At 38.8% G+C, this 18612-nt stretch carries 18 protein-coding genes; 4 read left to right on the forward strand and 14 right to left on the reverse strand.

Annotation, left to right across the window (positions count from 1 at the left end; all coding sequences use genetic code 11):
- Window positions 1-20: 20 nt before the first annotated feature.
- The 6 genes from N178_RS06045 to N178_RS06070 form a co-directional block, all read right to left on the reverse strand.
- Window positions 21-3125 (reverse strand): DNA translocase FtsK, encoded by a 3105-nt coding sequence (locus N178_RS06045; RefSeq protein ID WP_045291237.1) that lies wholly within the window; start codon window positions 3123-3125, stop codon window positions 21-23.
- 429 nt (window positions 3126-3554) lie between these two features.
- Window positions 3555-4160, reverse strand: a complete 606-nt coding sequence (ytpR, locus tag N178_RS06050) for a YtpR family tRNA-binding protein (protein WP_045291238.1) — start codon at window positions 4158-4160, stop codon at window positions 3555-3557.
- A gap of 2 nt (window positions 4161-4162) precedes the next feature.
- Window positions 4163-4975: a DUF1444 domain-containing protein gene (locus N178_RS06055; RefSeq protein WP_014457994.1), complete on the reverse strand. Its 813-nt coding sequence runs from the start codon at window positions 4973-4975 to the stop codon at window positions 4163-4165.
- Window positions 4976-5047: 72 nt separating this feature from the next.
- On the reverse strand, window positions 5048-5356 hold the full coding sequence (locus N178_RS06060; RefSeq protein ID WP_045291239.1) for a thioredoxin family protein: 309 nt from the start codon (window positions 5354-5356) through the stop codon (window positions 5048-5050).
- A gap of 164 nt (window positions 5357-5520) precedes the next feature.
- Window positions 5521-6045 (reverse strand): DUF84 family protein, encoded by a 525-nt coding sequence (locus tag N178_RS06065; protein ID WP_045291240.1) that lies wholly within the window; start codon window positions 6043-6045, stop codon window positions 5521-5523.
- 58 nt (window positions 6046-6103) lie between these two features.
- Entirely contained in the window at window positions 6104-7177 is a 1074-nt protein-coding gene (locus N178_RS06070) for a M42 family metallopeptidase (protein WP_045291242.1), read from the reverse strand.
- A gap of 152 nt (window positions 7178-7329) precedes the next feature.
- Here N178_RS06070 and N178_RS06075 point away from each other — a divergent pair, with 152 nt between their 5' ends.
- Complete coding sequence (locus N178_RS06075) at window positions 7330-7641, forward strand: PepSY domain-containing protein (protein WP_045291243.1); 312 nt, start codon at window positions 7330-7332, stop codon at window positions 7639-7641.
- Here the strand turns inward: N178_RS06075 and N178_RS06080 are convergent.
- Window positions 7610-8467, reverse strand: coding sequence for a YtnP family quorum-quenching lactonase (locus N178_RS06080; protein ID WP_045291246.1), 858 nt, complete (start codon window positions 8465-8467; stop codon window positions 7610-7612). The two genes, N178_RS06075 and N178_RS06080, sit on opposite strands and share 32 nt — an antisense overlap.
- A gap of 75 nt (window positions 8468-8542) precedes the next feature.
- Window positions 8543-9193, reverse strand: coding sequence for a tRNA (guanosine(46)-N7)-methyltransferase TrmB (gene trmB, locus N178_RS06085; protein WP_045291247.1), 651 nt, complete (start codon window positions 9191-9193; stop codon window positions 8543-8545).
- A gap of 127 nt (window positions 9194-9320) precedes the next feature.
- On the opposite strand from trmB, the gene N178_RS06090 reads away from it, so the two are divergent.
- Window positions 9321-9599 (forward strand): YtzH-like family protein, encoded by a 279-nt coding sequence (locus tag N178_RS06090; protein ID WP_045291248.1) that lies wholly within the window; start codon window positions 9321-9323, stop codon window positions 9597-9599.
- Between the two features lie 6 nt (window positions 9600-9605).
- Here the strand turns inward: N178_RS06090 and N178_RS06095 are convergent, their stop codons facing one another.
- The 4 genes from N178_RS06095 to thpR form a co-directional block, all read right to left on the reverse strand.
- Window positions 9606-10400, reverse strand: a complete 795-nt coding sequence (locus N178_RS06095; RefSeq protein WP_045291250.1) for a phosphotransferase family protein — start codon at window positions 10398-10400, stop codon at window positions 9606-9608.
- A 191-nt stretch (window positions 10401-10591) separates the two neighbouring features.
- A complete protein-coding gene (gene pulA / locus N178_RS06100; RefSeq protein ID WP_045291253.1) occupies window positions 10592-12733 on the reverse strand; it encodes a type I pullulanase in 2142 nt (713 codons plus the stop codon).
- Between the two features lie 92 nt (window positions 12734-12825).
- Window positions 12826-13752, reverse strand: a complete 927-nt coding sequence (locus N178_RS06105; RefSeq protein ID WP_045291255.1) for a hypothetical protein — start codon at window positions 13750-13752, stop codon at window positions 12826-12828.
- Between the two features lie 135 nt (window positions 13753-13887).
- Window positions 13888-14442: an RNA 2',3'-cyclic phosphodiesterase gene (thpR, locus tag N178_RS06110; RefSeq protein ID WP_045291257.1), complete on the reverse strand. Its 555-nt coding sequence runs from the start codon at window positions 14440-14442 to the stop codon at window positions 13888-13890.
- Between the two features lie 189 nt (window positions 14443-14631).
- On the opposite strand from thpR, the gene cysK reads away from it, so the two are divergent.
- Complete coding sequence (cysK, locus tag N178_RS06115) at window positions 14632-15564, forward strand: cysteine synthase A (protein ID WP_045291259.1); 933 nt, start codon at window positions 14632-14634, stop codon at window positions 15562-15564.
- 32 nt (window positions 15565-15596) lie between these two features.
- On the opposite strand, the gene pepV is transcribed toward cysK, so the two are convergent.
- Window positions 15597-17000, reverse strand: coding sequence for a dipeptidase PepV (pepV, locus tag N178_RS06120; RefSeq protein WP_045291261.1), 1404 nt, complete (start codon window positions 16998-17000; stop codon window positions 15597-15599).
- A 408-nt stretch (window positions 17001-17408) separates the two neighbouring features.
- Here pepV and N178_RS06125 point away from each other — a divergent pair, with 408 nt between their 5' ends.
- On the forward strand, window positions 17409-17630 hold the full coding sequence (locus tag N178_RS06125; RefSeq protein WP_013059517.1) for a DeoR family transcriptional regulator: 222 nt from the start codon (window positions 17409-17411) through the stop codon (window positions 17628-17630).
- Between the two features lie 222 nt (window positions 17631-17852).
- Here N178_RS06125 and N178_RS06130 read toward each other — a convergent pair whose 3' ends face one another.
- Window positions 17853-18569, reverse strand: a complete 717-nt coding sequence (locus N178_RS06130) for a pseudouridine synthase (RefSeq protein ID WP_045291263.1) — start codon at window positions 18567-18569, stop codon at window positions 17853-17855.
- Between the last annotated feature and the right edge of the window lie 43 nt (window positions 18570-18612).

An 18612-nucleotide genomic window follows, 5' to 3' on the forward strand; every position in this document is an offset into this window, starting at 1 on the left:
CCTACATGCAGAAAAACAGCTTAAAATGTAGAGGTGGCTGTTTGACTTTCCATTTCCTGAAGCTCGTTTTCGGTAATGAGCACATCTCTCGGCTTGCTTCCTCTTGCTTCTGAAATAATTCCTTGCTGCTCCATCATATCAATTAGGCGCGCTGCGCGATTGTACCCCATTCTGAAGCGTCTTTGCAGACTGGAAGTAGATGCACCGCCTTGATCTAGCACAAACTCGCATGCTTCATAGAAAAGCTCATCTTCTTCATTCGAAGCAAAGCTTTGCTGCTTTCTCAACAAATCTTCTTGATCAAATAAGTATGTTGGCTTCATTTGTTTTTTGACATGATCTACAACGCGATCAATTTCTTCATCTGAAACAAAGTTCCCTTGAATTCGAACGCTTTTAGAAGATCCGTTTTCAAGAAGCAGCATATCACCTTTACCTAATAGCTTTTCTGCTCCCCCTGTGTCGATAATTGTACGTGAATCAACTTGCGAAGAAACAGAAAATGCGATACGGGTTGGCACATTCGCTTTAATTAAGCCTGTAATAACATCTACGGAAGGACGCTGCGTTGCAAGCAATAAGTGAATGCCACACGCTCTTGCCTTTTGTGCAATACGGCAAATAGCTTCCTCTACTTCCCCCGGAGATACCATCATTAAGTCGGCAAGTTCATCAATAATAATAACTAGATATGGCAGCTCCCCGCTTTTTTCATGGTGTTCTTTTACACGTTCGTTGTATTTTGTAATATCACGTACGCCCGCATGTGCAAACAGTTCATAACGGCGCTCCATTTCCTCTACTGCCCATTTTAAAGCTGTAGTAGCTGCTTTAGCATCCGTGATAACCGGGCTGACTAAATGCGGAATTCCGTTGTAAGGAGCTAGTTCAACCATTTTAGGGTCAATTAACATAAGCTTGACTTCGTGTGGCGCAGCTTTATAAAGCAAGCTGACGATAATGGTATTAATACAGACACTTTTACCAGACCCCGTCGCTCCGGCAATTAAACCGTGAGGCATTTTGTTCAAGTCAGTCACAACCGGCGTTCCTGAAATATCTAACCCTAGCGCCACCGTTAAAGGAGAGTTATCTTTTCTAAAAGAAGGATGCCTCAAAATTTCGCGAATTAACACCGGCTTACTTTGACGGTTTGGGACTTCAATTCCAATCGTATTTTTCCCTGGAATTGGCGCTTCAATTCGGATATCACGCGCGGCTAGGCTCAGTTTAATATCATCTGTTAAATTTGTAATTTTGTTCACTTTCACACCGGGCTCAGGATGTACTTCAAATCTGGTCACGGTAGGACCTTGCGTGACGTTTACGACCTTAGCTCGAACGTTAAAGTTTTTTAATGTCATATCCAAAAGCTCACGCTGCTCATCCGCCCATTGATTATCTTCTTCAATAGCGGCCGGAGGAATGTTAAGCAAGTTCATTCCAGGAAATGTATAAGGAGAAGAAGCCTTTACATTTACAGGTTCTTCAGCTTTTAATGAAGCCTGTGGAACCGCTTCTTTGGTTTTTTCACCGTGAACTTCTTCTTGCCTACTTACTTCCGTTTTTTTTTGCAGACCTTCTGCTTCCTGCCTTTGGTATGAACCTTGGGACGGCTGACTTTTTTCTCGAGCGCTGTTATCCATCTTTGTGCGGTCTTTTTTCAGCATCATCACATTAAAAGGTACTAATCGCTTGCCGCGAGCTCGTTCAGCATTCCCTGGCTGTTCTGCAGGTACAAGAGGTTCTACAGCTGACTCTTGCTGTACTTGTCCTTGTAACTCTTGACTTTCTTGTATACTGCTCTCTTCCTCTTTTATCACTGAATTTTCAAGCTCTTGGTGAACAACAGCCGGTGCCGCTTCTGGTTGCCATTCATCAGCTGCGGGTTGCGATGGATGTAAACTTTCAGAATTCAACTCGTGTTCTGCTTCAATATGAACACTGTTTGTTGGCTCTTCTAGAATGACGTCACTTTCTTTCTCAGCGGCTGGAGCTTCTTCTATCTTTCTAGGCTTTAGTGCTTCTACTTCTTCTGCTGCTTGTAAAAGAGCTATGCTTTCTTCCATCAACGTTTCTGCTTTTACCTCTTCAGCTTCATTTCCGATCTCTTGTTGGAACGAAACGGATGATTCAAACGGAGGCGTTTCCTTTGAAATTGAAGCCTCTTCGGCTACTGCTGTTTCTTCCGCCAAATCCCAGTCAGGAGTTTTCTCTTTTGCCACTAACGGTTCGACCGCGTGTGATTCTTCAAAAGTTGGAGCCTCTTCCTGTTCTTTTACGGCTACTGAAGAACTTAGCTTTTCTTCAGGAAATGATAGCTTCTCTTTTTGATTTTCCTCATATTGCTTCCACTGAGCAAAACGCTGAGAAGACAGTTGCATCATTTCTTCCGTTTCTTGAACCGGCGCTTCTTCGGCTACAGGCTTAGAAACTGATTTTCTTAACGGCTCTACAACAGACGTATTCATCGCTCGTCGGTAAATTTCATCTTCAAACGCTGCTTTTGATAACTGTGTACTCGGAAGCTCATATTCTACTACTTCCTCACTCCCGGTTTGTACAACATTAGAAGGCCGCTTATTAAACCCATAGACAGGTGAAGGAATTTCAGTCGGACGAAACGGACGTTTTCTTACTTGCGGAATCGCTTCTTTCTTTTCAGATACTGTTTTTAACGGCTGAGATACTGACTTAGGCTGCGTTAGCGCCGACTTGCGAACAGGCTCTTGATAAAACGGAGCCGGTGCCTTTTTTGCTACAGGCCTTGGTTCATTTTTAGGAATTGCTGACTTTTTTGCTTCTCCCATATCATCAATCAAAGGGAAACGAAACGTTCCTTTTGGATATTGATAAGCTACTTTTGTATGAACATCTTGCTGTTCTTCACTGTAACTCCGTTTTTGCGTTCTGGCCGAGTGTGGAACAGAAGGTTTTGGCGCTGCTTTCATCACTGGCTTTTGATGAACTGACTGCATTTGTTTAGGCTTAGGAGCCTTCTTTTTAGGAATTGTTTTTTCTCTATTTAAAGGGTATTCTTCCGTTGTATTTCCATGTTCGTCTACAACGATTTCTTTCACTTCGTATCCTAGTAAATAATCCATTACTTTTCGTACAAAACCCATTTTTATCACTCTTTCTATCAGACTATCTTACTTCGTTTAGCCTCTTATACCGCAGTGCTGCGACATCTACAAAAAGCTATCCATGCATCCTTTATTTACCTTTGGCCTCAAAGTATTCTCTGAGATGGATATATATACTATCTTTTCATTTATCATTCTATCACGTATGCTTGAACTCTTACTATAAAATCTACTATTTTGCTTCCCTTATTTATACAGTAAAATTCCTCTTTGCAAAAATATTTTTTCACGTTTAATTAGCACTTATAATTAAACGCGAAAAAAGCCACTAGTATATACTAGTGGCTTTTAATTTTATCAAACCTTTTTAAGAATTGACAATTGCTTTTCAGCAACTGTAACGCTTTGAAATATACGTGTAAAAAAACATCATGCTTTTGCCCTATAAATCAGTATCGCACTCTGCTTTTATGCTTGAAAAGGCTGACCTACTTCATATTTGTCTTCAAGTACTAAAATCCCTTTTTCTTGAGGAGCGTTCGGAAGCGCCAGCTCTTTAGCAGAGCAAATCATACCTGAAGAAGGCACACCGCGCAGCTCTGCATCTTTAATGATCATACCACTTGGCATAACCGCGCCTACTTTTGCTACCACCACTTTTTGACCTGCGTCTACATTTGGTGCTCCGCATACAATTTGAAGTGTTTCTGTGCCAACATCTACTTTACAGATGTTCAGCTTATCTGCATTTGGATGCTTCTCTTTTTCTTGAACATATCCCACTACGAATTTAGGAGATAAATCCACTTCAAGTTTACCTTCAAAACCGCTTTCGCTAAGTACACGATTTACTTCTTCCACCATTTCTTCTGTCAATTCAAGAGAACCATTTCCCTCTACTTTCAACTTAGAAGAAGCATGAAAAATGTTATAGCCAGCTGTTGTGTTTGATTTTTGATCAAAGATACGCACAACGTCGCCTTTTGTTTCAAACGTGCGATTTTCAATTGCGATCTCTTCTAGCTTGACGATTAACGTATCGCCGATGCCTTCTTTATTATAAAAAAGATTCATAATTAGTCCCGTCCTTTACTGCGATTTTTTCCTAGGATAAAAATAGGTTCTAGCTCGCCGTTTTCGTATAAAAATGAAAGAGCTGTGATGGGTACACGTCCACTTGCAAAAAAGCTCATGGTCATCTGCGCAAGAATATCATAACCCGTTTCGTTTTGGATATCAGCTAGAATCAGCACATCTTGGTGAGGTACTGCTACAGCCATTGTGCCCGAAACACTAGAAGCAAAATCTTGCAAAAATGCCTCATTAAGAATTCGGCTTGCATCGTATCCATCGTTTTGATTTACAAAATAAAAGTCATTGCCTGCTACCGTATCTTTTTTATGTGAAATCGGCAAAGAGCGAAGATTAAATTTAGCCATTTCCCGCACTGCGGATAGATCTAAATTTTCCTTGCGAATTAGTTTCTCATCTAATAGACGATATGTATTGCCTAAATCAAGCGCATAATAAATGCGTGTTTCAGCTGTATGTTCATCATAAATCAACGGCACGTCTTCATTCGATTTATCCGGAAAAGACGTTGAGCGAATAACTGGATAAATGCGCTTTTCTTTTCCCGTTACCTGCTGTTCATCGTTCATAACACGAAGAGCTTCTTTTATATAATATACCATTTCATCTAGAGCTGCTTCCTTTTTTTCTTCCCATTTTGCAATTAGCCCAGGTAAAGAAATGGTTACACCTTTTTTCGTTTCCTGATGTTCAACGCGCAGCGTATCTTTTTCACGATCAAATAAAAATGACCAATCCGCACCCGTTAATCGCTCTTCTAATAGTTTTCTCATCTTTTGACTATTCATTTTCGCCATATTTACGCCTCCTTTTCTCATTTTTATGTATGAAGACTGATAGCTGTAGATAGCTATCAGTCTTCACTTGATTTATGCATTTAAGCCGTTAATAAACTCTTCAATTTCTTCTTTTGTTTTACGGTCTTTGCTGACAAAACGCCCTGTTTCTTCTCCGTTGCTGTAACCAACAAAGCTTGGAATTCCAAAGATGCTTAATTCTGCACAAAGATCGATGAAGTCGTCGCGGTCGACATAGTGAAATGTATACTCGCTATGATTCGCCTCAATTTCTGGAAGCACAGGCTCGATTACTCGGCAATCTGGGCACCAGTCTGCTGAAAACATCATGATATGTTTTCCTTCTTTAATGATTTCTTTGTATTGTTCAATTGTTTGCATTTTTTTCCATTTTTTCTTTCCTCCACTTTTTCTTTTACTTTCGTATTTAAACGGCTAAAGCCCCATACATTATTTAATCCTTCTACATCAAAACATAGTATATGAGTTGTTGCAACTATCATACACTGATGCTTTTCTATTATAAAGGGTTACAAAGAAATTTCCTATTGAACAGCTTGATTTGTCCTAAAATCCAGCTGTCCTTTTAGCATTAAAACAACTTGATAAAACATAGCGGTCCGATCTAAATTTCCATTGGTGAAAATACCGATTGCTCCTTCTTTTTTTCGAATATTCTTTTGGTTTGTATACACTTCCATAGCTTCGGCTAATTCTTTTTTATCATGACGAAGCATACCGGCTACCGCTTCAGGAAGCAGAATACGAGCTCCTCCACCTAAAATCGGTTCAAGGTCCTTAGAGGTAACAAGACTTCCCCAGTTGCAAAGGAATAAGCCATGAGGCGTTTCCTGCACCCCTCCTTCAAGTCCAATGCCAATATCAGCACCTGTCGCTTTGACAGCAGCACGTGCGCGGTTAATCGCTCCTTGGATGGTTTCTTCATCAGAAAAAGGCTGTGGCGACACCCCGGACTGCACGTCTACCTCTACGTATGTAAAAGTATCTCCAAATACTTTTTTTACTGCATTTACTTTTGTTGGATTCTTCGTTCCGATTGCAATTTTCATTTTTTTCTCCTGTCATTATGAAACAAAGCAACCGCAAAAGCAGCTGCTTTGTTCTTCTTTATCCGTTTTGCTTAATCGTATCAAGCGTTGTTTGGTCTGTAGAACGTACAAGTTTAACTAATAATTCTTTTGCAGCTGCATAGTCATCCACATGAATCATAGATGCATGAGTATGAATATAACGTGAACATACGCCGATTACTGCAGAAGGAACGCCATTATTAGAAGTATGAACGCGCCCTGCATCCGTACCTCCTGGAGAAACGAAGTATTGATAAGGGATGCTGTTTGTCTCAGCTGTATCTAAAATAAATTCTCTCATTCCTCTATGTGTGACCATCGTACGGTCAAAGATACGAAGTAATACGCCTTTTCCTAATTGTCCAAATGCATTTTTATCGCCTGATGTATCGTTAGCAGGACTAGCATCTAGTGCATAAAACAAATCCGGTTTAATCATATTCGCAGCTGATTGAGCACCGCGAAGCCCTACTTCTTCTTGAACAGTAGCTCCAGAATATAAGATATTTGGCAATTTTTCATTTTTTACTTCTTTTAATAATTCAACCGCAAGTCCGCACCCATAGCGGTTATCCCATGCTTTCGCCAATATTTTCTTTTCATTTGCCATTGGCGTAAACGGACAAATCGGTACAATTTGATCGCCAGGACGAATGCCCATTTCTGCTACTTCCTGCTTGCTATCTGCGCCCACATCAATCATCATATTTTTAATGGCCATCGGCTTGTTGCGCTGTGATTCATCTAATAAATGGGGAGGAATAGAAGCAATTACCCCGGTGATAGGACCTTTTTTTGTAACAACATGGACGCGTTGAGCTAGAAGTACTTGACTCCACCATCCTCCTAGAGTTTGAAAACGAAGCATTCCTTTATCTGTTACAGATGTAACCATAAATCCTACTTCGTCCATATGTCCTGCTACCATTACTTTAGGACCTTTTTCTTCATTATAACGAACGCCGAATAAACTTCCTAACCCATCTTGAATGACTTCATCTACAAGGGGTTCAATTTGCGAGCGCATAAATGAACGTACTTGATGTTCGTTTCCAGCGGCACCTGGTAACTCCGTTAATGTTTTAAATAGAGATAGCGTTTCATTGTTCATATATACTCTCCTTTATGTATCATTTTCTTTATTGTATCGAAAACCGGAAATAGTTGCTAGTTCCGTCCTTCTCTTCTATGACTCAACTTAACAAAGCATTCGACAATTTGATATAATAATGAAAACATATCCTTAAAAAGCAGGTGAATAACGTGAAATGGACTCAACTAATAGCAGGAGCTGCAGTCGGATTTGCAAGCGCTTATATTATTCAAAAAAGAAAGTCGTCAATTTCCTCATCGGAAGCCCTTGCGATTGTTAAAAGCGCTTTTAAACAAAACGGGGCAATCGACGGCTCATGGATTGAAACAACAACTAAAGTCATTCAAAAACATGGTCTCTCTTTTTATGGTTATACAGGTGGAATTATCAGAACACGTGATGCAAAACAGGAACATTACGAGTTTTTCATTGATAAAAAAAGCGGTGCTATTATTGAATTGACGTTGAATGCACCCGTTTAATTTCGTCAACTATTTCTCCTTTATTATCCCATTTTACAGCTCGATAAAAAGCATCATGATAAAAACTTAGCCAAGCTTGATGCTCATAGGCATAAGCTAGCCACTGCTGTTTTTGTTCAATCGAAGTCATTGGATAATCATCATATGCCATTACCCATAAGACATTTTGATGTGCATGTGTTGGCAAAAGATCGCCCATGTGCACTAAGATGTCGTTGTTTCCTTTTAATACAACTACAGCATGGCCATCGCTGTGACCGCCGGTATGATGAACAGTTACTCCAGGCACAATTTCATCTTTGTCGCTAAATGTTATTATTTGATGCTGAATAAATTCCCAATTTTGTTTCCAATACGTATTTTTAGAACGTATATTAGGATTTCTCATTTCATTCCACTCGATGTCGCTAACAAAAATTCTTGCATTTGGAAAAGCAGAGGAAAAATTTCCGTTGATACATTTTGTTAAGCCTGACACATGATCAAAGTGGAGATGCGTCATAATGATATGAGTAATATCTTCACACGTAAACCCTAACTTTTGTAAGTCTTCAGCAATAAATGATTCTTCCGTTACGCCAAAATGACGCTTTTTTTTCTCATCCAACATCCCTTTTCCTATGCCTGCATCAATTAACATGAGGTGTTTTTCAGTTTGAACGAGCAAAGGATCAGTCCTCATTGGAATTCGATTTCCTTCTGAGATAGAATATTTTTTTGTCCAAAGCTCTTTTGGAACAACACCAAACATTGCCCCTCCGTCTAAATGATTATTCCCTCCACGAAGCCATGTCACTTTTAATCCGCCTATTGTTAACGTTTCCATTTTACACCTCCATTATATTCCTTTTTATTTTATCACTATCCCCTTCTCTTTTTGAACAAAAAAAGACTGAGGAACTCAGTCTTTTTCATTCAGGTATTTTACTTCACAGCGGTAAATGCGGCTGCCTTTTTGTGAAAATTTCTCTTCATATTCCGTCATAACATTGCCTTCAAAATCACTTTTATGCAAATCTAAGCTAATGTACTTGAGAAGAAGCCCATATTCTGAAAAGCTTGTCAATGAATACTCAAATAGCCCTTGATTATCTGTTTTAAAGTGAATTTCTCCACCATCAACCAGCAGATTTTCATACATGCTTAAGAACGTTTTGTATGTTAAACGGCGCTTGGCATGTCTCTTTTTTGGCCATGGATCAGAGAAATTGAGATAAACGCGACCCACATCATTTTTTGTAAAAAACTCACTAAGGTGGTTAGCATCTACATTCAACAGCTTTAAATTTGGAAGCTCTTCTTCAATCAATCGTTCTAGAGCACTTAAGATGACACTTTCGTACATTTCAATTCCAATATAGTTAATATGCGGATTTTGTTTAGCCATCCCTACTAAAAATTGGCCTTTTCCTGTTCCTACTTCAATATGAAGAGGATTTTCATTCCCAAAAACTTCTTTCCAGTTTCCTTTATACTCCGTTGGGTTTGGAACCACGTATTGGGGATTTTCAGCAATTTTATCTTTTGCCCAAGGTTTGTTTCGTAATCTCATGTTGCACCTCTTTAATTTATTTTGACGCATTGAAAATGTCGGTTATTCGAAACAACCGACATTCTCATGCATAATTGTGTTTAGATAGAAAAAAATAAGAGCATCATACGAGAAAGGATGATGCTTAATGCCTTTAAATGCCGAACACCAAATGAATATATTAAAAGATATTTTATCTAATCATCAAAGTGATTGCTGCGGAACGGTTGCGGAATGTGAACAGGTTGAACGTTTAATTCAATCAATGTTAGCAAAAGGACATGCTAGCACAGACGTACAAGCAACACTACAAAACGTGTATCAATACACGCAGGATGCAAAAAGTGCTGCTCATTTAGACGAACATATTCAAACCAATCAACAAAATTTATCACAATGGGTCCAAGAACTATCTACCTTGTCATAATCTTTGCTACTGTGCTTGAATGTCGTTGACGAGCAACATCCGAAGATATTCAAGCCAGTAATTCATTTCAGAATGTTCGTTTTTCGAACGATGCCATTCAATGAATAAAATGGTTTGACTTATCACATACCACTTCATTCTCTTTTTCAAGTTCTCAGTTAGTTCAATCCCATAATGCTCAAGCCATTCTTCCCACTGAGATGGATTGATGTACCAATAAAGCAATAAACCTAAATCAATAGCAGGATCTGCAATCATCGCTCCGTCCCAATCGATTAAATATAGCTGCGTATTCTCTCCAAGCATCCAGTTATTGTGGTTCACATCACAGTGACACACAACATATTTATCTGTCTGAATGGACGGAAGCTCTGCTTGTAAATAGCTGATTCCCTGCTCTACAATACTCTCTTTTTGAAGTCGTTCGTCCACGTTCTCTAGAATATCAGCTAGCACGTCTTCGGGAAGAAGCGGTGTTTTCCCTAACCTTTTCAACATATCTAATAACTCGTTTGAATGATGAATTTTACTAAGCAATTCTGTCACTCGACTCGAATTCATATCTTTTGGTTTTAATTCTCGACCATCTAGCCAGTGCTGAGCTGTGATCACATCTCCATTTTCCATTCGTCTTGTCCACACGAGCTTCGGTACAATTCCTTCAGCTGACAATACTGCTAAAAAAGGTGATGAATTACGCTTTAAAAAAAGCTTTCGGTCTTGAAATTTTGCAAAATAAGCTTCTCCTGTCGCTCCGCCAGCAGGAGTAATTTCCCATTCGCTTCCTAATATATCTTCCAACCAATTCACCTTCAATTTCAACACACACATTTCGTTTAAAAATTTCACTCAATAAAGCAATCTATTAAGACATCATGACGTTATTTTCTTAGTAAATAAAAAAGACGGCTATTGAGGATATGTATCAATAGCCATCCTTTATAAATATTATCTCCATCACACTTTTTTCGTCAAGTGGTTGAAGACAATAATTATGTTTGAAATAAAATAAGAACGCTAAGCCTTGGAACATTTATAGCATTATCCTCTATAGTAGGATACCCATTTTTATATACTTTACAATGATCAAGTACTATTTTCCATGGTCCTTCTGGCAAAACTACTTTTTCTTCCATTAGGCCTTGATTAAAAAACACAATAATATTCTTCCACGGACCGTAGGCCAATACGTTTGATAAGAAATAGCCAATAACGGATTTCGGCGTGTTTAGGAAAGAGACATGCTGCCTAATCGCTGAAGCATCCCCCAAGCGAAATGCACCGTGCTGTTTGCGAATACGAATCAGCTCTTGAACCCAATTCACATCAGCAGAAAATTCCATTCTTCGATTCCAATCAATTGCATTAATATCATCGGGTGAATTATAGCTGTTCTCTACGCCTTTTTTAGTGCGGTAAAACTCTTGACCACTATGAAGAAACGGTATGCCTTGCGAAAGAAGCACAATAGCAGTAGCAAGGCGATGACGACTTCTACGAGTGTCTTCGTCTTCGTCTCCGTTTGAATTCGTTAACTTATCCCACAGCGTATGATTATCATGTGATTCAACATAATTAATTGACTGTGCTGGATTTATAAATAAAGCGGGACTGTCTTCTTTATCCAGAATGCTCCCCGCTATCACAGATTGCACCGCTTCTTTTTGATGAATATTTCCGCTGATAAAACCTTTTTCATGCACATCAAACGTGCTTCCTTTTACAGAATCTCGAAAGCGGTCATTAAAATAGCCGATTTGAGGCGTTTGGCGGGCATTCGCCATCATTGCTTTTTGATTGTGGGGAAGAGGAGTATTTAAATCCCAGCCTTCGCCAAACACCAAAATAGTAGAATCAATTTCATTTATTTTTTCCCGAATGATTTTCATCGTTTCTATATCTAAAATCCCCATGAGGTCAAAGCGAAAACCATCAACATCGTACTCTTTTATCCAAAATAATACTGAATCGATAATAAACTTTTGCGCCATTTTCCGTTCAGAAGCAAAATCATTTCCTACTCCCGTCCCGTTCGAAGGCATCCCAAACTCATCATGCCGAAAATAATAGCCGGGAACAATTTTTTCAAAAGGTGATTCTTCACGTACAAATACGTGATTATAAACTACATCTATAATAACACGGAATCCCTGTTGATGAAGTGTTGATATTAATTGCTTCACTTCAACAATACGAGTGGCGGGATTTGAAGGGTCAGCAGAGTAGCTTCCTTCCGGCACATTAAACAACAATGGATTATACCCCCAATTATAAGAAGCATGAGGATTTAATTCATCTACTCCGCCAAAGTCGTTAATCGGAAGAAATTCAAGGTGGGTCACTCCTAGCTCTTTTAAATAATGGAGACCTGTTGTTTTGCCTGGCTGACCGCTTGATTCAGTAACAGCTAGGTACGTACCTTTTTTTTCTATCCCGCTTGAAGGATGAACAGAAAAGTCTCGAACATGCATTTCGTAAATAACGGCATCCGTTGACTGAAGGAAAGGCGGCTTTTCATGGAGATGAACATAGGCTGTATGAAGATTTACCAGAACTCCGTATTCACTATTTGCTGTAGCTGCAACGGCATAAGGGTCCACCGCTTCATTTGTCCGACCGTTTACATCTATTAAAAATCGATAATAATACCCTTCTTTATCTAAAGAAAGTTCCTTTTCCCATACGCCTTTTCTTTGACGAGTCATAACGTACAGTTCTTCTTCTCCGCTGTTTGCATGTATTAATTTTAAAACCACTGCTGATGCAGTCGGAGCCCAGACTTTTATCATAATATGATCTGAATAAAAGGCTGCACCCAAATCATTTTGATTATAATAAAATCTTTCATCAAACTCTTTTGTTCGTATAACAGCCCCTACTTGCAGCGGAACTTTCTCCCCGTAGTTATCACAGATAACGTACGAATGTCCAATTTCTATGCTATCTTCAACCTTGCCTTCATATTTGATAAAACCTTCTAATTCATGTACGTTTTCAATAGAGATGGTCTCATGGATTTGTGCACTTTTAATCACAAAAAAATCAATTTGACCTTCATGATAAGAAGTTGGAACTAAAAGAGTAATACGATCTATTTGATCTAAATAAGCCTGAAACTTATTATCACCAGTCATCCTTTTCTCCTCCTTATGCCAATTACCTCTTTAGTAGCATTATATGTAGCAAACGCAAAAACGAAAGCACTTTCATAGCATGAATGTTCGGATTATTCACCTGCTTCGAATTCCCGGTCAAAATAAATACTCTGGCTGTGTTCGAGCAGTACCTGAGCTGCTTTCATCTGTTTAAACTTTAAAGGCGCCTTAGATTTCCGAAGTTCATAAAACCATTCTTCATACTTTCTAGCATCTACAAATTCAACCTGATAAGGCTCCGCAGCGTAGTCAATGTATCCATTTCTGCTTAGTAATATTTTCTTTACGCTATGTTCAATATCGTGAGTACGATAAATGCTTCGGACAATTTGCTCCATTCGATTTAACCCAATTAAAGGATTTAATATCTTTTTTTGATCTCTTCCTCTTAACTCTGTCCAAAAATTTTCTTTTGAATACTGAAAAACAGCGCTTTTATATGTTTCTATTAAACAAATACAGAGGGTTTCCGTTGGAGTAACAATAATGATATCCCCTTCTACCGGAGCTTTATTAATCAGGAAAATAGGCTTGTACATCACAAGATACGTATCAGGAAAGCGCTGAATAAAATAACGGAGAGCTTCATCATGGTAATATTTACGATCTGCTTGCGAGAACTCAAATAAAGTGGATGTAGCCCATTTCATTTGAAGATCAAATACATTTTCTAAAAACAATATTTTCAAATCTTCCGCTGTTTGTGGAAGAGTTGTAAACCTTAATAGCTCTTGATTTTCCACGCTATCGCTAGAGAACGCTTCTTCCACTTCAAACGTTTGTTTTTTTCTTGTAAACCGCTCTTTTGCTTTTTGCAAAAATGAACGTTGAGCTTTTGTTTCTTCTTGTACAGGCGGCTCATGTAATAGCCCTTCTTCAAATAATTGCTTTGCTTTCTTCCAATTATGTTTTTTTAAATGATTAAACTGAGACGTGTAGTGATAAACGTCTTTTTCATAACGGGAAATATAATCTTGCACCTTAAGTAGCTGCGCCACGTTTACATCAATCCCCTAATTAAAATTCCTCTAAAACTTTGTTCACCGATCATTTCTCTATTATCATCGGCGTTTTCTTTCCTTTGATAAGAGTGATTTTTAAATACCCTCTCTCCATGCTTGTATGTTCATATGCTACTGTGACGGCAAGGAAAAAGATAGTATTTTTTTATATTTAGGTTTGCTAGCAGGATGAACTTCAAAAAGAGCAAACGAACTCACTTGAAACTGTTCTTTAATCAACGCTTGCTTTAACTGCCCTTCAGAAAGCCCGGCTTCCCCTCCCCACTTCTTTGCAATCGTAATATGAGCACGATAAGGACGTTTTTCGTATAAGCCGCTTAGGTCTCCCCATACGGCCTGTATATCCCTTTGTAGATTCATAAGCTTATCATTTGGCTTAAGGCTTACATAAAGCACTCTAGGCTTGTTATACGCACCGAACACATCGTACTGACCTGTCTGCAGTGAAAAACTTGAATGACGGGAGGCTACTTCTTTTAAGCGACTAATCAGCTTTTCCTTTTTGTTCCCGACAAATCCTAAAAATTGTAGCGTTATATGATAATCGTCAGGGTATGTCCATTGTTTGAAAGGAAAAGGTGTTAATTCCTTTGCCCAACTTTCTGCCTGACGTGCAATGGAGACAGGCACGTTGATTCCAATAAAATAGTGTTGATCACCTTTCATCAAATTCCTCCTTTTCTTTTCATTATCTTTCCCCAATTTGTTATGTTCAAAAAGAACTAGATTTATTTTAAAGGTTTTTTGGATAAAATAGAGAGGTTTTTCTGAAAATTTGCCATGTGCTTAAAAAATAAGAATTTGTGTTATCATAGAAACAATACAGAGAATTTTTATAAGAAAAGGATGAGAAAAATGAAAGTTGTTAACAATATGGCTGATTTGATTGGCGAGACACCTCTTGTTAAATTAAATCGCCTTCAACCAGCAGATGGAGCATCCGTTTACTTAAAACTAGAATTTTTTAATCCGAGCCGTAGTGTAAAAGACCGTGCTGCTTTTAATATGATCATGGAAGCTGAAAAAGCAGGCTTGCTCAATGAAAATTCCACAATTATTGAACCAACGAGCGGAAATACAGGTATTGGCTTAGCTATGAATGCCGCGGCAAGAGGGTATCGTTCTATTTTAGTCATGCCAGATACCATGACTCAAGAACGAATTAACTTGTTAAAAGCATATGGTGCTGAAGTGGTTCTAACACCGGGCGATGAAAAAATGCGCGGGGCAATTCGCAAAGCAGAAGAGCTTACAAAAGAAATTCCAAATGCATTTATGCCTATGCAGTTTGAAAATAATGCAAACCCTGACGCACATCGAAAAACGACTGCTAAGGAAATTATTGAGGCGATGAACGATTTAGGAAAAGACTTATCCGCTTTTGTTGCTACTGCTGGAACAGGCGGAACGATCACAGGCACAGGTGAAGTTCTAAGAGAGAACTACCCAGACATGACCGTTCACGTTGTGGAACCCGCTGGTTCTCCTGTATTATCTGGAGGAAGACCTGGAAAGCACAAGCTTGTAGGAACAAGCCCTGGATTTATTCCTGATACGCTTAACGTAGATGTTTACGACGAAATTTTAAAAATTAAAGATGAACAAGCCTACGATATTACGCGACGCTTAGCTTCTGAAGAAGGAATTTTAGTCGGCCCTTCATCAGGCGCTGCGTGCTATGCTGCTATCGAGGTAGCCAAAAAATTATCTCCCGATCAAGTGGTCGTATGTATTGCTTGCGATACGGGTGAACGTTATTTATCAAGCGACCTCTTCTCATTTGAATAATAAAAAAAGCGAACGCAAAGGCGTTCGCTTTTTTATTTAGCTAATTCGTAAATAGCCTGTGCATAGATAGCTGTTGCACGAAGTAAATCTTCAATTACCATGTACTCATCTTTTTCGTGCGCTACTTCTTCACGGCCTGGGAAAAGAGGGCCAAATGCCACACCCGCTTCTAATGCTCTGGCATATGTTCCTCCTCCGATTGAAATAAGTGTAGGTTCTTCATTTGTTTGTTCTTGGTAAACCTTTTGAAGCGTTTGAATAAGCTCATGTTTTTGATCGACGTGATGTGGTTTAGAATCTGTAAAATGTTTGATGGTCATTTGATAAGATTCACTTTTTTCTTTAATCGTATCAATAATATCGTCAATATGAGCTGATACAGGATAGCGAATATTTAAGCCAAAGTGCCCCGCTTCTTCTTGACTATAAGACATGATTCCCACATTTATCGTTAAATCACCCGTGACCTCATCTTTGCGATTCAAGCCCATTTTTTCTCCTAGTGCATCTTGAACTAAATACGCATTTGCATAACCTACAAACTGATTAGCTTGTTCATCAAGTTCTAATGTATGTAAAAAGCGAAGAAGTGTAAGCCCAGCATTTTTCCCTTTATCAGGCACGCTGCCATGTGCTGAAACTCCTTCTAGAGTAAGTGTATACGCACCGCTCTTTTCGGTTATTGAACCTTTTAAAGACTCATCTTTTAAAAATTGATCATATTTATTTTTAATATCCGTTTCACTATGGAATTCAAGAACAGCTGTTGCAAGATCAGGAACCATATTGTAGCGTCGCCCAGAGACAAATGATGTAAGCTGGACGCTTCCCTTTGTTCCTTCAATTGGCTGCTGGCGAATTTCTACGTCTGTAATGCCTTTTTCAGCATAAATGATAGGAAAATCCGCATCCGGCGCAAATCCCATCGTTGGCATCTCTTCATGGTTGAAGTAGTGGTCCACACATCTCCAGTCACTTTCTTCATCCGTTCCAATAATCATTCGAACCCGCTTAGATAGAGGAAGCCCTAAATCTTTCACAATTTTCATCGCATAATAAGCAGCCATCGTCGGGCCTTTGTCATCGATTGCTCCTCTAGCAAAAATTTTCCCATCTTTTATTTCGCCGCCGTATGGATCAACCGACCATCCGTCTCCTTCAGGAACAACGTCTACGTGACAAAGAATGCCAAGAAGGTCTTTTCCTTCTCCCGCTTCAATATGGCCTGCATATCCATCCACATTCTTGACGGAAAACCCGTCATTTTTTCCTTTATTTAAAAGAAAGTGAAGCGCTTGGGCAATTCCAGGTCCAAATGGCTCTTCTTGTTTTTCTGTGCTTGTCAAAACACTTTTAATTTGTAGAAAACGCTGCGTCTCAGCTAGAATTTCAGCTTCTCTTTTTTGAACTTCCTCTTTCCAATTAATTGCCGTCATCTATTTGTCTCCTTTGCCTGCTTTTCCAGATTGTATCTATCATTACTATTGGTAAATTTAACTTTATCATACCTTTATATAGAAAGAAATAATTGTCTCTTTCCTTTCATATCAAAGGTTTACAGAGTCAAAATTCCGGGAAATAATTTGTAGGCACAATCGATAAAAACGGATTCTATTTGTTTATTGTTTACATATACTATAAAAAATGTGCAAATAGAGGAAGGAGATGTTACGAAAGGATTACATATTTATATCATTTTTTGTAAATATTGTGTTAATTTGCGTTTTCTCTTTTATTTTTCTGTCGATTTTGTGTACAATAAGGATAAGGACTGAAATAGTGCTTGACATCTCAGAGTTATAAAGAAGTTGTGCCTTACGAAAAACGAATAAGGAAGTGGTTTTTTGAAACCTTCAACTAATCGAATGCTAACTCGTATCAAATCGGTCTATATGTTCATTTGTAAAAATGGAACAGTTACAACGCAAGAGCTCGTAGACGAATTTGGTATTACACCAAGAACCATTCAGCGTGACTTGAATGTGTTAGCATATAATGATTTAGTTCGCAGCCCAAGTCGCGGTACATGGACGACTACGCAAAAGAAGGTCAAGATGTCATCCTAGTAAGTTTATTTCAAGGGTAGTAAGTGATTTATATATAGAGATAAAATTCTACGCAGTAGAAAGTCAAGACTTGGACGAGTGCATAGTCCCCCGCTCCATTTGCACGTCAAGCAGAGTTGGTACTCGTTTAAGTGCTTTAACGTGAAATGTTTCACTTGTCTAATAAAGTGGACAAAAAAAGGAACCATTTTAGACTTAGGTTCCTTTTTCTTTCGCCTCTTCTTAGGCATTTGATTTTTGTAATAAAGCTAGTTCTTCTTCGGTTAACTCCCTGTACTCTCCTAAATCTAACGACTCGTCTAATAGCAAAGCTCCCATAGATAAACGTTTTAAATACGTTACTTTTTTTCCTCTTGCTTCAAACATACGCTTCACTTGATGAAATTTCCCTTCAACGATCGTTAATTCAATTTCTGATTCCATATTGCTTGTTAGTATCTTTAATTCTGCTGATTTTGTTACGTATCCATCATCAAGAGTGACACCCTGTCTAAATGCTTCAGCATCTTCTTCAGTCACCGGTGCATTAATTTTTGCAAAATACGTTTTAGGAACATGCTTTTTAGGAGATAGCAGCTGATGTGCAAGCTGACCGTCATTCGTCAGCAGCAAGAGCCCTTCTGTATCTTTGTCTAAACGCCCTACCGGAAATGGATCGTACACAGCATCGTCAAGTTCAAGTAAGTCCAACACTGTTTCATGAAGAGAATCTTCGGTCGCTGATATGACACCTTGCGGCTTATGCAGCATAAAGTAAACAAATTCTCGGTAAGAAACGGCTTCGCCATGTACAGTTATTTCTTGTTCATCTGGATTAACGTGTACCTTGGCATCTTTAACCGCTGTACCATCTACCTTAACAACTCCTGTCTTTAAAAGACCTTTCACTTCTTTTCGGCTTCCGTACCCAATAGTAGAAAGCAATTTATCCAAACGCATGTAATATCCTCCTCTTTTTTGAAAAGAAGATGACTCTAACGAG

This window comes from Priestia aryabhattai B8W22, from assembly GCF_000956595.1.
Lineage (GTDB): Bacteria > Bacillota > Bacilli > Bacillales > Bacillaceae_H > Priestia > Priestia aryabhattai.

Bases quoted from the DNA above. Each gene is read 5' to 3' on its own strand.
- N178_RS06045 (WP_045291237.1), bottom strand. From the start codon at position 3,125: ATGGGTTTTGTACGAAAAGTAATGGATTATTTACTAGGATACGAAGTG.
- ytpR (WP_045291238.1), bottom strand. From the start codon at position 4,160: ATGAATCTTTTTTATAATAAAGAAGGCATCGGCGATACGTTAATCGTC.
- N178_RS06055 (WP_014457994.1), bottom strand. From the start codon at position 4,975: ATGGCGAAAATGAATAGTCAAAAGATGAGAAAACTATTAGAAGAGCGA.
- N178_RS06060 (WP_045291239.1), bottom strand. From the start codon at position 5,356: ATGCAAACAATTGAACAATACAAAGAAATCATTAAAGAAGGAAAACAT.
- N178_RS06065 (WP_045291240.1), bottom strand. From the start codon at position 6,045: ATGAAAATTGCAATCGGAACGAAGAATCCAACAAAAGTAAATGCAGTA.
- N178_RS06070 (WP_045291242.1), bottom strand. From the start codon at position 7,177: ATGAACAATGAAACGCTATCTCTATTTAAAACATTAACGGAGTTACCA.
- N178_RS06080 (WP_045291246.1), bottom strand. From the start codon at position 8,467: ATGGAAACGTTAACAATAGGCGGATTAAAAGTGACATGGCTTCGTGGA.
- trmB (WP_045291247.1), bottom strand. From the start codon at position 9,193: ATGAGATTACGAAACAAACCTTGGGCAAAAGATAAAATTGCTGAAAAT.
- N178_RS06090 (WP_045291248.1), top strand. From the start codon at position 9,321: ATGCCTTTAAATGCCGAACACCAAATGAATATATTAAAAGATATTTTA.
- pulA (WP_045291253.1), bottom strand. From the start codon at position 12,733: ATGACTGGTGATAATAAGTTTCAGGCTTATTTAGATCAAATAGATCGT.
- thpR (WP_045291257.1), bottom strand. From the start codon at position 14,442: ATGAAAGGTGATCAACACTATTTTATTGGAATCAACGTGCCTGTCTCC.
- cysK (WP_045291259.1), top strand. From the start codon at position 14,632: ATGAAAGTTGTTAACAATATGGCTGATTTGATTGGCGAGACACCTCTT.
- pepV (WP_045291261.1), bottom strand. From the start codon at position 17,000: ATGACGGCAATTAATTGGAAAGAGGAAGTTCAAAAAAGAGAAGCTGAA.
- N178_RS06130 (WP_045291263.1), bottom strand. From the start codon at position 18,569: ATGCGTTTGGATAAATTGCTTTCTACTATTGGGTACGGAAGCCGAAAA.